Source organism: Paenibacillus canaveralius, assembly GCF_047238265.1.
GTDB lineage: Bacteria > Bacillota > Bacilli > Paenibacillales > NBRC-103111 > Paenibacillus_F.
Genome location: NZ_JBDFMM010000001.1, coordinates 5,242,489 through 5,257,416, shown reverse-complemented (window position 1 = coordinate 5,257,416; position 14,928 = coordinate 5,242,489). Strand labels below are relative to the sequence as shown.

Genomic DNA, 14,928 nt, shown 5'->3' with positions numbered 1-14,928 from the left:
AAACCGGCTTTAGTCCGGCCAGTCCGGAGAAACCGCCGCATCCAGAGATGCGGCGGTTTTTTTGTGCCCGGGCGAGTGAACCGGTGTGCGCGGTCACAGTTGACCGGCCGCCGCGCTGGGCCGCAACGTGCGTCTAGGTTTTACGTGCGTTGGAGTAAACCGAAAGGCCGGGTCTCATTTTATGGTTGACAGCAATTGGAAAGGAGAATAGAATGAACGAAATGATAGTGAGTACTAACAAACATGAATGAACGATTCATTCGTTTTTCATAACGGGAGTAACACGGACAGAGGAGGAGGCAGAGTATGAGCGGCTCATCTTCAAGCAGTTCAGACAAACTGCTGCTGGCAGCTATCGATCTAATAGCGGACAAGGGCTACAAATGCGTGACGACCAAAGAGATCGCCACGGCCGCCGGGCTGAGTGAAATGACGCTGTTCCGGCATTTCGGAAGCAAGCAGAATTTGCTCGAATCGGCTTTCGACCGGTTTCATTACGCCGGGGAGATGCGGAAGCTTTTTGCGGAAAAGCTGGTGTGGGAGCTGGAAACGGATCTTCTTCTGATCAGCCGGACGTACCACGATATCATGAACCGCAACCGCAAGATGATCCAGATCAGCCTGAAAGAATCGGTCAGTCTGCCGGGTTTCCGGGAAAAGACACAGAGACATCCCCGCCAGTTAAGAGAGTTTTTGACCGAGTATTTCGTGAAGATGGCGGAGCGGGGAGACATGGTCTCGGCGAATCCCGAGCTCCATGCGGTCTCGTTCATGTGGATGAATTACGGCGCGTTTATGAATAACCGGGACGGTTGGGGAGAGGGGACCTTCGCCGACATCCCGCTCGACGATTTTATCCGGGAAAGCGTAAAGGTATTCGTCAAGGCGCTGACTCCCTAGTTTTTTTTCGCCCGATATGTTACGAGTACAAACCTTCATAACTTTTATGATTAACGAGATTAACCGAAGGATTCGGATATCATTTGCATTCTGGGAGGCGAAAAGCGTGTCAACCGCTGTACAAAAAACAACCGGCGATAAACTTATGCGGGTTCTGGCGTTCACTCTGGTCATATCGGTCATGAACGCCTCTATTTTCAACATCGTGCTGCCGCAGATCAGTGCGGAGTTTCATCTGAATTCGGCCCAGGTCAGCTGGGTGGCTTCCATTTACATGCTGGTTTATGCTATCGGGTCGGTCATTTACGGCAAGCTCGCGGATAAATATCCGTTAAAACGGCTTATCTCGTTCGGGCTTATCGTTTTTGCGCTCGGGTCCGTTATCGGCCTGTCGGCCTCCGCCTACTGGATGGTTATTCTGGCAAGGGGGTTTCAGGCTATGGGGTCCTCGGTCATTCCGGCCGCCGCGATGATTATCCCGATCCGCTTTTTTCCGCCGGAAACCCGGGGCAGAGCTTTGGGCATCTCGGCTATCGGTATGGCGCTCGGCAATGCGCTCGGACCGGTGCTGTCGGGCCTGATCATGAGCGTAGCGGACTGGCGCTGGCTGTTCTGCCTGTCCCTGCTCACGCTGGTGACGCTGCCGTCTTACCGCAAGTTGCTGGATGACAAGCGCGGCACGGCCGGTAAAATCGATGCTTGGGGCGGCGCACTGCTGGCGGGAACGGTCAGCCTGCTGCTGCTCAGCATTACAAACGGCGGCTGGATTACCGTCATCAGCGGAATTGTGCTGCTCGGACTTTTTATTCTCCGCATTTTGAAGGCGGAGGAGCCTTTTATCCAGCCCCGGCTGTTTTTGAACAAACATTACGTAACGGGCCTGGTCGTTTCCCTGATCATTGTCGGCCTCGGTTTTTCTTTATCGTTCCTGATCCCCCAGCTCATGTCGCACGTGAATCATATTGAGCCGGGCATGATCGGCTTTATGATGGTCCCGGGAGCGGCCGCATCCGCAATGATGGGTCTCAGAGGCGGCAGGCTGGCGGATGAGAAGGGCAATTCCTTTCTCGTGTATCTCGCGTCCTTCCTGCTGTTTATCAGCTTTGTCCTGCTGTCCTCCTTGTCGGGCGCTCTGCCCGTGGTGGTATCGGCTCTGCTCATCTTCGGCAACGTGGGAATGACGTTCATGCAAATTGCGCTGTCCAACACCATTTCACGGTCACTGGACAGAGACCAGGCCGGCGTGGGGATGGGACTGATGGCCATGATGAATTTTATCGGAATCGCGTCCTCGTCGGCTATCTACAGCAAGCTTCTGGACAACGGGGCGACAGTGACGTGGAATCCCTTCAATTTGTACCAGGGAGCTTCGGTCTACAGCAACATATATTTGGGGCTTGCCGTCCTCGTTATCGCGGCGGCCGGCATTTATTTCTACCGGTTCGGCAAAGCTCCGGCAAATGCGGCTCCCAGAAAAGCGGAAGCTTAACAGCCTGCTCGGCAGTGCTGAAAATACCGGAATGGGTCCTTATGGGCGATTCCGGTTTTTTTGTTTTGGCCGCATGGCTGATCTCACTCGTGTGACGCCAAGCACCGCGGGCAGGGAGCCTTGCACGGTTCATACCGTGATCAGAACACCGGAAAAAACAGCTGAATCTGTTTTTTAGCTGACCCTGCTTTTGCGGAAAACGGTATAGTGAGGAGAAGCACCCAGGCAGCTTGTGCAAAACGGCGACCCATCATGTCTATGAGGAGGTACTCAATATGTCGTATACGTTTGAGGAATTTGCACTCCCGGATAAGGATTCGGGCCCGTACGGTTTGACGTGCGGCAAGGACGGAGCGATTTGGTTTACCGAGCAGAAAGGAAACCGGATCGGCCGCCTGGCGCCGGACGGGACGGTGACGGAGTTCCCGGTAACCGCGGAAGAAGCCGGTCTATCTGCAATTATAACGGCAGGGGACGGCACTTTATGGTTCAGCGGGTATAAAGCCGGTATAATCGGGCGGATCAGCGTGTCGGGCGAAATGGCGGAATACCCGCTGCCCGCTGCCGGTTCAGGGCCGTTCGGTCTTGCCGAGGGACCGGATGGAGCCGTGTGGTTCACGGAATTGACGGCAAATAAAATCGGACGGATTACGCCGGACGGGACGATTGCGGAATTCGAACTGCCTCTGCCCGGCTCGTTTCCTTCTTTTATCGCGCGGGGTTCGGACGGAGCGATGTGGTATACGGAAAATCAGGGCAACCGCATCGGCCGCATTACGGCCGCGGGGGAGATCGCCGGGTATCCGCTCCCGTCCGGACAGGCCGGACCGGTAGGTATTACGGGAGGCCCTGACGGGGCCCTCTGGTTTGTCGAAATTAACGGGAGCCGGATCGGGAAGATTTCGACAGATGGCGAGATCACCGAGTATCCTCTTCCCGATCCGGAAGCAAAGCCGCATGCGATTACAGCCGGCACAAACGGGGATATGTGGTTTACGGAATGGGGAAGCAACAAGATCGGCCGGATCACTACAGCCGGTCACATTTCCGAATATGCGATTCCCAGAGAGAAGGCGGAGCCGCACGGGCTTGCCGTCGGTCCTGACGGCGCCGTCTGGTTCGCACAGGAGAGCGGCCAGATCGGCCGGTTAACGGTCCGTTCGTTCTGAGTTCGGCAGGACGAAGCGCTTGAAACAGGAGACCACCGCGCGTAAGCGGTGGTCTCTTTTTGCTGCCCGGGTAAGATTGGATGCTTCCCAATTCGGGCTGGTTAAGAGCTGGATTTTTTTATAAAAAGGTTTGTGATTATGGAATTTTTTTACTGCAATTCTGCTTGTGTCCTATGGTTTAATGAAGAGAGCTGACAAAATGAGCCTTTTTTCTCACAACCGGGCCCTGTTCTGGAGGCAGCCGATTGCTAAACCCGTCCATCCAGCTAGAACGCTTGCGGGAGCGGGAAAGTGATGCGGAGGTTTCAAGAAATAGCGGGGGCCATCCATCATTTGCGGAGGTTATCATGAAAAACATATGGATACGAAATCTGCTTGCGTTCTCGCTTTTGGCCGGAACCGCATATACATCGTTCTTGCCCCCGGCTGCCGCGGCGCAGTCATTGGGGATTCACGCCGTTCACGGCAATACTATACATTCAGGCACGCTAAGTGAAGCGGGCGGGATGTCTTCGGGCGGGTCTCTATTGGCGGAGGGTATTATTATGGCGTCACCCGACAAGGAAGAGAACGTGAATCATGTAGGGCTGAAGGAACTCGGAATTTTTGCAGGTATCATTCTCGTTATTTATCAGTCAATCCGGGTCATCCGGCAGCGGAAAAAGAAGGAAAAGCTGCTTCGGGAAGCACAGGCTTATTCCATGGATCTGTACCGGGACAGCGAGCGCCTCGGGCTGCTGGCCGATCTGTACAAAGGGCCTTCCGCCGAGAAGCGGATCCGTCCGGTAGAAGCTGAATTAAAAGATGTTTCCTCCATTTTAGATGAGATAACGGCCATGATCTCGGGCATCAAAATTTCTTTTATCGGCAATATCAAAACGCTGGAAGAAACGATGGGCGAATGCCGGTTGCTTTTGAAGCAGTATCAGGGAGTATACGGCAGTCTGAAAGGGAGCATCGGCAGGCTCTGCGAGCTGGAGAAGCGGAACGACAAGGTCGTCTCGGAGCTTCAGGCGAAAATCGAGTCCCTGCTGACCCGGGCGAAAGACCGCTCGGCCGCCTACCGGGTAGATGATCTGGAAGAGGAACTGCTCGGCCTGCAAAAGCGGATCGGAATCATCGACCGGGAGCAGATGAGCGATTTTATTGACGTGCAGGAGCATCTTGCCCCGGAACGCGGACAGCTCGCCGAAATCGAACGGCTGCTTGCGGAGCTGCCTGAGCTGCATAACCGGCAGCAGAAGTTCAAAGGACAGATCGGCAGCGCCCGGGATGACGTGAACCGTTCCATACGCGAGCACGGGCTGGATTCCTCGGATTTGACTTCATTTGCGAGTCTGGATCGTGCCGAGGCGCTTTCGGCCGTTATGCTTGAGACGCTTAACAAAGGCAGAATCCGGGAGGCCGAGCGCCTCTCCTCTGACGTGGCGGGTCTGATCAAGCACTCTGTCACTGCGGCGGGGGAACTGGCGGAGCTGAGGGAAAGCCTGACCAAGACGCTGCGGCTTCTGAAAAGCGGCATGCGCGAGCTGGATTATCCCGAGCCGGCCTTTAAGGAAGAGCAGAAGCGGGTAAAAGCGTATTTTGCGGAATCCGTCTGGTCCTTTATGCGCGGAGAATTCGATCAATTCACGGCCTTGTACCGTGAAATTACTCATAAGCTTCCCGAGGTGGAAAACCTGCTTTCGGAAGGGCGTTTTAACGAAGGCGGCAAAAAACTTATCGCCCTGATGGAACAGTACGAGCTGGCCGAAAAGAAACATGCCCGCCTGCAAGTGTATGAATCGGCCAACAAGGAACTGAACGCTCTAAGGGAGCGCGTGCATGCCTGTTGGATGGATTTTCAGGAAACGGTATCGTATATTTCCTCGGAAGATCTGGAAGAAGCGCTGCATTCCCGCGATCTCGGTGACTTGAAATACAAAATTCACGAGCAGAAGGACTTGATCGAACGCCGGATGAGCAGCCCTCCCGTTCAGCTTGACCGAATCAAACGGGATGCGGGAGCGATGGCCGCCAATGTCCAGGCCTATAACGCGCGCGTCGAGCAAATCGCCGGCCAGCAGGAAGAGTACGAGGACGAAGAGGAAGAAGAAAGAAAAGGCGTTGTGATCAACGTGAATTTTAAATAGGTTTGCGGGTAGGCGGGGGACTGGTGCTGTGTTAGAGGATTTCTTGATTTAGGTTGCTTATTCTCTAATATTTTCTGACCATCTTTTTTCTCAAAGATCCCCCAAAAAAGTTTGAACAAAGAGTGGAAAAGTTTGAAGGAGAGCTTTTTCATTGGAGGGATGATAAGTCCCTTTGTAGATTTGTATAGAATACGTGCGACGGAGAAAAATTTACGCTGGGTAATAGAAGAAATGATTTCAACCTGGACAAAGCTCAAACATTAAGTTAAATGACATGAAACAGCATACAATCCCCGACTTCCTAGAATATGTTCCTGACAAGTCTCTCCTCTTTCCTCTATTCTTCTACTCTTCTACTCCATCCTCTTTCACCATAACTGGTTCACTGTACATACTCATATCACATACGGTAAAATATAGAATATGACATTTAGTTTAGGAATTCACCTAATTTATTCAAGTTCACAAAATAGGATTGCAATGTTCGAATGCGAAAGTTCACTCTTTTGAGGAAGGGATGATAGCGAAAAAAATGAGCCGGCTATATTCCTATTCAAATAATTGTAACAATATATATTTATTTCATTTTTTTGTAAATTAAGTGTTGCAATTTGCAAAACCAAATTGTCTATAGAGGATAGTATTGATCATTTATCTGCACCTTTGAAAAACAATCAGATCAATGCACATATTGATGAAGGGAGGATGTGGCTGTTAAATATCTAAGAATTGTATCTTAAAATATTTCAAATTAAACATTGAAAGCGAGGAAAAAGGTATGAACAAATTTAGTAAAACATCGAAAAAAGTTGTGACTACTCTAGTTACTTTAGCATCTGTTGCAGTGCTGTCTAGTTCGGTATATGCAAATGAGGCTACTGAAGTAAACAGTAGTAAGCAGTTTGCCTCTAATGATTCTAAAGTAATTACTCCTTTCACTAATAGTGCGGGAGTTCCGAGTGTAAACTATTTCAATGATATTAACGAGTATGATAAATTCGCTTTCAAAAAAAGTGGTGGAATAACTCCTCAGGGTACTAGCGAACCTTCATCTGAGTGGGATTTTTCCAATGGAGTTTACAATGTTAATGGAAGTTCTAATAAAGCTACCTTATACTCAAACTATTACTTCAAAAATGTTGTAGGTAGAACTTTTAATTTTACCGCAGGTTCTTCAAATAGAATTACTGTTGATTTGGTTCATAAAGGGATAATATGGCAGTCGGTTGTAAGCTCCTGGACTATTGATGCAGGATCAAGCAAAAATGTAACCATTAAAAGCTCTGACCTTAATGGAGAAAGTGCAAGTGGTAGCTACTATTTTAGATTCAATTCTAATCCTCTTGGTAACCCGTATTCGGTGAGTGGTACTTTCCAATAAAAACATTAAAGCACCTTCAATGCTTTCGAAGGTGCTTTTCACAAAAAAGGATGTAAATGTATTTATGAAGCAAAGTATACTATTTCAAAATGGAATCAATAGTTTTCAAATGAAATGCCTTGGCATATTTTTTATGACTCTTGATCATATTGAGAGATATGTAGTTAAACCTTCAGTAGGTTATGGGCTTTTAACAGTATTAGGACGAGTTGCAGCTCCACTTTTCTTATTTATTTTGATTAAGAGTGTGCATTTTACAAGAAGTAAATTGAAATTAGCTATTCGTCTGTATATTGCACATGTAGTAATATCTCTTTTCACTATATTTTTAAGTTACTTTAAACCCCACTGGTTCGGAGGCTTTCCCCAAATTGGTATACTAGCAACTTTTGCTTATACAGTGTTATTGATTTATATTATCGAAAGGGTAATATCCTCAATTAAAAATAAAAAAATAGGAGCAACTTGCTTCAATCTAACTTTTGGAATAGTTTTCGTTATTATTCCTTTTGTACTCCTATTTGGTTTATCTAATATTAATGGCGAAATTATTAATAGCGTAGTTCCTAATATTCTAACGGTTGAGTATTCCCCTTTGTTTATTCTTATGGGAATATGTTGGTACTTTCTTAAAGGAAAGATATCTCAGGTTGTAGTTTTGGTTACATTTTCTATTTTGTCTTTGGTTGGTACTTACTTTATTGATCATTCCAATATATGGTTGTTCGCAGGCTTTTTCAATAACGCTCAGTTTTGGATGATATTGTTTTTTCCTCTTTTACTATTGTATAACGAAAATAAGGGCAGGTCCTTTAAATACTTTTTTTACTTCTATTATCCCTTGCATATATACCTTTTAATGTTTATTGGTGCTGTAATTCACTAGCGGAAATGACGTGTAAGAGTAAACTAGTCCCCCATGGACTGGACACTAAGAAAAAGGTGTTTAGGCTGTGGGGGCCGTTTTTTTTATACTGGTATTAGCAGTCAAGGTAACCAAGTTCCTTCTTGCATTTACCTGCCTCTCTTCTTCACAAATAGTTTCATTGCTCTACGTTTCGCTCTAGTTAAATATGAACGTATATTTTCTTTTTTTACATTCAATAAATCAGCAATTTCCTTATCCCGCATCTCCATTATATATTTATTATAAAGGAGATCCCGATCCCTCTCTGAAAGTCCGTTGATTATTTTAACGATCTCATCCAAGTTCTCTTTATAATTATACAATTCCTCAAGACTAGGTTGATTGTCCGCAATTGATTCAACAAAATTATCATTCCCTGTAATTGTCTTGTTGTTTCTTCTCTTCCGCTGATTCACATAGTTTAATGATACATTTTGAACTGTTTGTAGGATATACGTAATTTCCTTTTTAGCACCAAATGATCTTAATAAATCTATCTTCCCAATTAAATTTACAAATGCATCTTGCACAATATCCTCTGCAATATCATAATCATTTAAAATATGATATGCTTTTTTTCTCATTATCCAAAAGTATTTTGTATAAAGATCATTAAAGTAAGCATGGTCATCCCTATTTTTGAGCATATCCCGTTTCCCTCCAAAAAGCCAAAAGAACTAGCTCGGCAAGAGCAGTTGATTGTTCAGATGCGTAGGCGGTTTGAGCTTACTCGCTACCTTATTTTCAATATTTATGATTTAATTACAAATGTTTACATATAATTTCGGCAAGCAAGCTCCAAATCCCTTTTTGTTAGCTATTTCTCGACTATGTTTTGAACTGGGATGCTGATCGGTGCTGCACTTGTACTTCCTGTTGGCGTATATTCCCCAAGCTGTTATATCGCGTTTTGTTAAAAGTTGACTCAGTACAAAGATGGGCATGTTTTCCGCATTGCTGTGCTTTAAATATTAGCGTAGAAGAATTGTTTGTTGTAAAAGATACCGAACAAATAATCTCACAGTATATCCGACAGCACTACACGATGATATTAAGATGTAAAGTGAAATGCAGGAATTCCGATTCCCAGGAAAAACAGCTTTTCGTCAAGCGCTGGCATCCATTCACTAGGTAAGTTTAAAAACCGTTCCAACCCGGAACGGTTTTTAGTTTTGCCGCAGGTCATCGGGGGGGCCATTGACTTTTTATCAGTTTAGCACTAAACTTAGGTTATCAACGAAAGCGGGGTGAGCCGATGCAAGAGAATAAGAAAACGTCTCTCTCCAAGCAGGAGGAGAAGCTCGGGTTGCTGATCTGGTTCCGGCTGTCCCGCGTGTACAATCAGAGCATCCGGCAGTCCAACCAGCATTTGAAAACTTGGAACTTATCGGCCGCGCAGTTCGATGTGCTGGTACAAGTCGGCTCGCATGAGCGGCTGACGCAGCAAGAACTGGCGGACAAGCTGCTGGTCACCAAGGGAAATATCACGCAGCTGCTCAGTAAAATGGAGGAACTGGGCTGGATCAGACGCGAGCAGGAATGGAAGACCAAATATATTTCCCTGACGGCGGAAGGACAAGCTATGTTTGACGAGGTCGTTCCGCAGCAGGAAAAGTTTCAGGCTTCCCAATTCGGGGCTTTGGACCGGGAAGAGAAGAAGCAGCTTCTGGAGCTGCTGAAAAAAGTCCAGAAACAATCCTGACAATACCTTACAACCGGGGAGGACATCATCATGGAACTTAAAGGCATCCATCACGTATCGGCCATTACGGCGCAAGCACCGGAAAATTTTGAGTTTTACACAAAAGTTCTGGGGCTTCGTCTGGTGAAGAAGACCGTCAATCAGGACGATATCAGCGTCTATCACTTGTTTTACGGGGATGAGAAGGGCAATCCGGGAACGGAATTGACGTTCTTCGAAATTCCTATGGCCGCGCGGAACCGCGAGGGGGTCAGCAGCATTTCGGCCGCTTCCCTGCGTGTCGCCGGTGACGAAGCCTTAAGCTGGTGGAAAAAGCGGTTCGCCGAATTCGGCGTCGACCACGACGACATTCAAGACCGTGCGGGACGCGCGACACTGGCATTCCGCGATTTCGAAGGTCAGCGCCTGATTCTTGTATCCGACCAAGACAACAAAGGGGTCGCCGGTGGCACGCCATGGGACAAGAGCCCGGTTCCCCCCGAATACGGCATCCTCGGACTCGGCCCCGTTAAACTGACGGTGCAGGACCCGGAACCGACGGTGATTGTGCTGACGGAGCTTTTGGGCTTCCGTGAAAAAGGCCGCTACACGGCCGACGTGCCGGGACAGCCGGACATCGTCGTGTATGAAACCGGCGAAGGCGGCAGCGGAGCCGAGGTTCATATCGAGCAGAGGAACGATCTCTCTCGTGAACAGCTCGGCCGCGGGGGCGTACACCACGTCGCTTTCCGCGTGGATAGCGAGGAAGAGCTGCGCGCCTGGATCAACCGGGTCCGGCAGGTCCGGTTTCCGAATTCAGGCTTCGTGGACCGGTTCTATTTCCGGTCCTTGTACTTCCGCGAGCCGAACGGTATTCTGTTCGAGCTTGCGACGGACGGCCCGGGCTTCGATACGGACGAGGATATCCGTCATCTGGGTGAATCGCTGGCGCTTCCGCCATTCCTCGAATCCAAGCGCCCGCAGATTGAAGCGGGGTTGAAGCCGCTCCATACGAAAGCGGACTAAGCCCGCCGGTTTGACATCGCTGAAAATAACTTGTGTAAGCCTCTCTTTGGACCGGAAGGTTCATCGGGAGGCTTTTTTGGTTCAGCCGGCTGATACGCATTTTAGGTTTAACTGTGGGGAGCGCTGTATCGGCACGGGCATTTGAAGTAAATGTTTCTTGCCTTGCAAACTCCGCCGCCCCTACCGCCATTCTTTAGCGGAAAGGCGGCATTTACCGTTTACAAACATATCCAGGGACGTGATGATTGACGAACTATCACAAAGAAGTTATAGTATCAATATACCCATACGGGTATAAGTATATTACTTCGCTCGATCAGCCGATAAAAATTCCCGAACCGAACTCGGGAAGACACAAAAGGCGGAATTTATGCCGCTGCGGAAATAACATCAGGGAGGTACTCAACGTTATGAATATTCAAACTCATCAAATACTGGACGCCAAAGGACTGGCCTGTCCGATGCCGATCGTACGCACGAAGAAGGCGCTGGAGCAGATGGCTTCCGGCCAGGTGCTGGAGATTCAGGCAACGGACAAAGGGTCTTTGGCCGATATCCGGAGCTGGGCCAGAACGACGGGCCACCAATACCTGGGCTCCACCGAAGAAGGGGAGGTGCTGCATCATTTTATCCGCAAATCCGATCCTGCCGAGGTCAAAGAAGAGCGGCAATTTCCCCATACGGCAACCAACGACGAGCTGGAGCAGCGCCTGCGGGAAAAGCCGCAAACGAACGTTCTCGATGTACGCGAACCTGCGGAATACGCATTCGGACACATACCGGGGGCCGTATCCATTCCCTTGGGCGAACTGGAGCAGCGGATCGGCGAGCTGAACGGGCTGAACGGGCAGGACGAGCTGTATATCGTCTGCCGGACCGGCCGCCGCAGCGATATGGCCGCGCAGCTTCTGGAGCGCCAAGGCTTCAAGGGTATCCGCAACGTGATTCCGGGCATGTCCGCCTGGACGGGACCGCTGGAGAAGTCGGCAGGCATTTGACAGCCGTCCGGGGGAAGCCTTTTGCAGCGTGAAATTTTAACGAGCTTACATCCAACATCTTGGGAGGAACTTATCATGAGCAGAAAAGTAGCGATTATCGCATCAAGCGGCGGCATGTTCGACGCCTATAAAGTGTTCAATCTCGCAACGGCGGCGGCCGCGGCCGACGCGGAAGTGGGCATCTTTTTCACCTTCGAGGGCTTGAACCTGATTCACAAGGACATGCATAAGCAGCTTCCGCTGCCGGAAGGCAGGGAGGCGATGGCGGAAGGGTTCAAAAAGGCCAACGTTCCGCCGGTGGGGGAACTGCTGGGCATGGCGCAAGAGCTGGGCGTACGCATGATCGCCTGCCAGATGACGATGGATGTGATGGGCCTTGCGGAGGAAGATTTCGTGAAGGGCATTGAAGTCGGCGGTGCGGCGACGTTCCTGGATTTTGCTTTCGATGCGGACCTCACTTTGATCTTTTGAGGGAGAACATCCCTTGGGCAGACGATTAACGGTGTGGCTCATTAAAACTATCAATCACTTATAGAAGACAGGGAGGATACACGCATGAATGCGGGCAATCATGGAGAAGAGCGGCTTAAAGGAATGACGGCCGCCGAGCTGGCGAAGAAAATTCTTGGCAAGAAGCCCCTTTTTGTATTGGATGTACGCAATGAAAGCGACTTTGCCGATTGGAAAATCGAAGGGGATGGGGTCGAGCTGCTGAACGTGCCCTACTTCGAGCTTTTGGACGGTGTGGATGCTGTAACGGATAAAATCCCCGCGGACCGGGAAGTGCTGGTCGTATGCGCCAAGGAAGGCTCGTCGAAATTCGTGGGCGAGCAGCTTGCGGAAGCGGGTTTCTCCGATGTTTCGTATTTGGCCGGCGGGATGAAATCATGGAGCGAGCACCTGGAGCCGGTAAAGGTAGGCGACCTGAAAGACGGAGGAGCTCTCTACCAATTCGTACGGATCGGCAAAGGCTGTCTTTCTTACATGGTGATCTCGGACGGGGAAGCCGCGGTTATTGATGCGGTACGGATGACAGAGGTGTTCACCGGTTTTGCCCGGGAGAAGCAGGCCGTGATCAAGCATGTGCTGGATACGCACCTTCATGCCGATCATATATCCGGAGGCCGCAAGCTGGCTGCGGAAACGGGAGCGGCTTACTGGCTGCCGCCCAGGGATGCGGAAGAAGTGGTGTTCGGCTACTCGGAGCTGGTGGAAGACGCCGATATTACGGTCGGTTCCACCCGGATCGCGATCCAGCCGCTTTATTCCCCGGGCCACACGATCGGAAGCACGTCGTTTGTCGTGGATGAGCGTTACCTGCTGACGGGGGACACCCTGTTCGTCGCTTCCATCGGGCGTCCCGATCTCGCCGGCAAGGCGGAGGACTGGGTGGGCGATCTGCGCACCACGTTATACGAGCGCTACAAGAAGCTGTCCGAAGAGCTGATCGTGCTCCCGGCGCACTTCGGGCGGTTTGCCGAGCTGGGCGAAGGCGGCAAAGTGTCCGCCAGACTGGGCGATCTTTTCGCGAAAAATCCGGGGCTGAACATCGGAGACGAAGACGAGTTCCGGAAAACCGTATCGGAGAATCTGCCTCCGCAGCCCAATGCGTACAAAGAAATCAGGCAAACGAACATGGGCAAAATAACGCCGGCGGAAGAAGAGCAGCGCGAAATGGAAATCGGCCCGAACCGCTGTGCCGTGCACGACCGCTAATAAGAAGTTTTATCAGAGCAATCATTAAAGGGATAAATGATAGAGGAGGATTACAAAATGGAAGTCAACGTAACGGTAGACACGAAGGGAATGGCATGTCCGATGCCGATCGTCAAAGCGAAGAAGGCACTCGATTCGCTGGAATCCGGAGGCATCATGCAGGTTCTGTCCACGGACAAAGGCTCGTTGAACGATTTTCAGGCTTGGGTCAAGCAGACCGGACACGAGCTGGTCAAACATGAGGAAAATAACGGCGTATATACATTTTACGTGAGAAAAAAATAAGTCGGGAGCGTCGGACACAGGCTGCCCCAAAGAAGGATTCCCGAACTTTTTCCGCAACTCCCGTATCAGTTATCGGTATAAACAACACGGACACCCAGATGACCGTAAGTTTCTTCGGTATAGTGACCGACTGGGCACACTTTAACTACGCGGTGCGGGGTAGCCTCGTCGCTTTGGAGGGGCTGCCCGCAATGCGGACATACGGAAACGAATAACCGTTTAAGTTGTTGAATCATTTTTAAACCCCCTTTTTCCAACTAACATACTTGGTATTAGTTTATTATAGACGGATCGGCGTCGCAAGTACAGGGCGTTTGCTTCTAATTTATGCCGCCGCCGGAATGCCGTGCTCATGATTTGCATCAGGTCAGACAAGGAGGATGTTATGGATGTTTTGTTAGCGGTTATCATGCTGGCGCTGGGACTGGCCGGATCTTTTTTGTCGGGCCTGCTGGGAATCGGGGGAGCCATTATTAATTATCCGCTCCTGCTGTTCGTCCCTCCCCTTTTCGGGGAGGTCGCTTTTACGGCCCAGGAAGTTTCCGCGATCTCGATGTTCCAGGTGTTCTTCGCCTCCTTGTCGGGTGTTTTGTTCCAGAGACGCGGAAAAAACGGGCCTTCCCTCGTTCATAAAGGGCTTGTCCTGTATATGGGCGGCGGCGTGCTTGCGGGCAGTCTGATCGGCGGACTGGCTTCGAAATATATGCCGGGCGAAACGATTAATGTGATTTACGGCGTGCTGGCGGTAATCGCGGTGGTGCTGATGCTGATTCCGGCCAAGGGCAGGCGGCGGGAGGAAGGAGCGGAGCTTGCTTTCAACAAACCGCTTGCCGTACTTACCGCGCTGGCAGTCGGCCTGGTGTCCGGGATCGTCGGCGCCGGCGGAGCGTTTATTCTTATCCCGGTCATGCTGACTCTGCTGAAAATTCCAACCCGCACCACGATCGCTTCTTCGCTGGCGATTGTGTTTATTTCGGCCGTCGGCGGGGTGATCGGGAAAATCGGGGCGGGGCATATTCCGCTGCTTCCGGTTATTTTCACGGTCATCGGCAGTCTGCTCGGAGCGCCGCTCGGTTCCCGGCTGTCGGCCCGGATTAACGTAAAGTACCTGCGGTACGCGTTGATTGTGCTTATTGCCGCTACCGCGGTTAAAATATGGCTGCCTATTTTATTGCAGTAAGGCCGGTCCGCTTCGGATCGGTTAAAATTTTCATGGTTTATATACCCATAGATGTATATGTATA

General features: G+C 50.0%; 15 protein-coding genes. 13 read left to right on the top strand and 2 right to left on the bottom strand.

The features are described from left to right. The first annotated feature begins 306 nt into the window (after positions 1-306). The 6 genes from ABC395_RS23655 to ABC395_RS23630 all read left to right on the top strand — a co-directional run bounded on the left by ABC395_RS23655 (position 307) and on the right by ABC395_RS23630 (position 7,957). Positions 307-900 (top strand): TetR/AcrR family transcriptional regulator, encoded by a 594-nt coding sequence (locus ABC395_RS23655; RefSeq protein ID WP_413006263.1) that lies wholly within the window; start codon positions 307-309, stop codon positions 898-900. Positions 901-1,006: 106 nt separating this feature from the next. Next, a complete protein-coding gene (locus tag ABC395_RS23650) occupies positions 1,007-2,389 on the top strand; it encodes an MFS transporter (RefSeq protein WP_413006262.1) in 1,383 nt (460 codons plus the stop codon). A 275-nt stretch (positions 2,390-2,664) separates the two neighbouring features. Next, complete coding sequence (locus ABC395_RS23645) at positions 2,665-3,558, top strand: Vgb family protein (protein WP_413006261.1); 894 nt, start codon at positions 2,665-2,667, stop codon at positions 3,556-3,558. 347 nt (positions 3,559-3,905) lie between these two features. Next, the gene (locus ABC395_RS23640; RefSeq protein ID WP_413006260.1) at positions 3,906-5,690 is read left to right on the top strand and encodes a hypothetical protein; all 1,785 of its coding nucleotides are present in this window, start codon (positions 3,906-3,908) and stop codon (positions 5,688-5,690) included. Positions 5,691-6,468: 778 nt separating this feature from the next. Continuing rightward, positions 6,469-7,071 carry a hypothetical protein gene (locus tag ABC395_RS23635; protein ID WP_413006259.1) on the top strand — a complete coding sequence of 201 codons (603 nt, stop codon included), beginning with the start codon at positions 6,469-6,471 and terminating at the stop codon, positions 7,069-7,071. 64 nt (positions 7,072-7,135) lie between these two features. Then, positions 7,136-7,957: a TraX family protein gene (locus ABC395_RS23630; protein WP_413006258.1), complete on the top strand. Its 822-nt coding sequence runs from the start codon at positions 7,136-7,138 to the stop codon at positions 7,955-7,957. Positions 7,958-8,085: 128 nt separating this feature from the next. Here the strand turns inward: ABC395_RS23630 and ABC395_RS23625 are convergent, their stop codons facing one another. Continuing rightward, positions 8,086-8,625 carry an RNA polymerase sigma factor gene (locus ABC395_RS23625; RefSeq protein WP_413006257.1) on the bottom strand — a complete coding sequence of 180 codons (540 nt, stop codon included), beginning with the start codon at positions 8,623-8,625 and terminating at the stop codon, positions 8,086-8,088. Between the two features lie 608 nt (positions 8,626-9,233). Between ABC395_RS23625 and ABC395_RS23620 the strand changes: the two genes are divergently transcribed. From ABC395_RS23620 to ABC395_RS23595, 6 genes are all read left to right on the top strand, one after another. After that, positions 9,234-9,680, top strand: coding sequence for a MarR family winged helix-turn-helix transcriptional regulator (locus tag ABC395_RS23620; RefSeq protein ID WP_413006256.1), 447 nt, complete (start codon positions 9,234-9,236; stop codon positions 9,678-9,680). Between the two features lie 30 nt (positions 9,681-9,710). Then, entirely contained in the window at positions 9,711-10,685 is a 975-nt protein-coding gene (locus ABC395_RS23615) for a ring-cleaving dioxygenase (RefSeq protein WP_413006255.1), read from the top strand. A 410-nt stretch (positions 10,686-11,095) separates the two neighbouring features. Beyond that, positions 11,096-11,683 carry a sulfurtransferase TusA family protein gene (locus ABC395_RS23610; RefSeq protein WP_413006254.1) on the top strand — a complete coding sequence of 196 codons (588 nt, stop codon included), beginning with the start codon at positions 11,096-11,098 and terminating at the stop codon, positions 11,681-11,683. 75 nt (positions 11,684-11,758) lie between these two features. Beyond that, on the top strand, positions 11,759-12,154 hold the full coding sequence (locus tag ABC395_RS23605; protein ID WP_413006253.1) for a DsrE/DsrF/DrsH-like family protein: 396 nt from the start codon (positions 11,759-11,761) through the stop codon (positions 12,152-12,154). A gap of 84 nt (positions 12,155-12,238) precedes the next feature. Further along, entirely contained in the window at positions 12,239-13,399 is a 1,161-nt protein-coding gene (locus ABC395_RS23600) for an MBL fold metallo-hydrolase (RefSeq protein WP_413006252.1), read from the top strand. Between the two features lie 57 nt (positions 13,400-13,456). Next, positions 13,457-13,684: a sulfurtransferase TusA family protein gene (locus ABC395_RS23595; protein WP_413006251.1), complete on the top strand. Its 228-nt coding sequence runs from the start codon at positions 13,457-13,459 to the stop codon at positions 13,682-13,684. A gap of 65 nt (positions 13,685-13,749) precedes the next feature. Here the strand turns inward: ABC395_RS23595 and ABC395_RS23590 are convergent, their stop codons facing one another. Next, entirely contained in the window at positions 13,750-13,920 is a 171-nt protein-coding gene (locus ABC395_RS23590; protein ID WP_413006250.1) for a hypothetical protein, read from the bottom strand. Positions 13,921-14,069: 149 nt separating this feature from the next. Here ABC395_RS23590 and ABC395_RS23585 point away from each other — a divergent pair, with 149 nt between their 5' ends. Continuing rightward, on the top strand, positions 14,070-14,864 hold the full coding sequence (locus ABC395_RS23585; RefSeq protein ID WP_413006249.1) for a sulfite exporter TauE/SafE family protein: 795 nt from the start codon (positions 14,070-14,072) through the stop codon (positions 14,862-14,864). Positions 14,865-14,928: the final 64 nt, after the last annotated feature.

Bases quoted from the DNA above. Each gene is read 5' to 3' on its own strand.
- ABC395_RS23655 (WP_413006263.1), top strand. From the start codon at position 307: ATGAGCGGCTCATCTTCAAGCAGTTCAGACAAACTGCTGCTGGCAGCT.
- ABC395_RS23645 (WP_413006261.1), top strand. From the start codon at position 2,665: ATGTCGTATACGTTTGAGGAATTTGCACTCCCGGATAAGGATTCGGGC.
- ABC395_RS23640 (WP_413006260.1), top strand. From the start codon at position 3,906: ATGAAAAACATATGGATACGAAATCTGCTTGCGTTCTCGCTTTTGGCC.
- ABC395_RS23635 (WP_413006259.1), top strand. From the start codon at position 6,469: ATGAACAAATTTAGTAAAACATCGAAAAAAGTTGTGACTACTCTAGTT.
- ABC395_RS23630 (WP_413006258.1), top strand. From the start codon at position 7,136: ATGAAGCAAAGTATACTATTTCAAAATGGAATCAATAGTTTTCAAATG.
- ABC395_RS23625 (WP_413006257.1), bottom strand. From the start codon at position 8,625: ATGCTCAAAAATAGGGATGACCATGCTTACTTTAATGATCTTTATACA.
- ABC395_RS23620 (WP_413006256.1), top strand. From the start codon at position 9,234: ATGCAAGAGAATAAGAAAACGTCTCTCTCCAAGCAGGAGGAGAAGCTC.
- ABC395_RS23615 (WP_413006255.1), top strand. From the start codon at position 9,711: ATGGAACTTAAAGGCATCCATCACGTATCGGCCATTACGGCGCAAGCA.
- ABC395_RS23610 (WP_413006254.1), top strand. From the start codon at position 11,096: ATGAATATTCAAACTCATCAAATACTGGACGCCAAAGGACTGGCCTGT.
- ABC395_RS23605 (WP_413006253.1), top strand. From the start codon at position 11,759: ATGAGCAGAAAAGTAGCGATTATCGCATCAAGCGGCGGCATGTTCGAC.
- ABC395_RS23600 (WP_413006252.1), top strand. From the start codon at position 12,239: ATGAATGCGGGCAATCATGGAGAAGAGCGGCTTAAAGGAATGACGGCC.
- ABC395_RS23595 (WP_413006251.1), top strand. From the start codon at position 13,457: ATGGAAGTCAACGTAACGGTAGACACGAAGGGAATGGCATGTCCGATG.
- ABC395_RS23590 (WP_413006250.1), bottom strand. From the start codon at position 13,920: ATGATTCAACAACTTAAACGGTTATTCGTTTCCGTATGTCCGCATTGC.
- ABC395_RS23585 (WP_413006249.1), top strand. From the start codon at position 14,070: ATGGATGTTTTGTTAGCGGTTATCATGCTGGCGCTGGGACTGGCCGGA.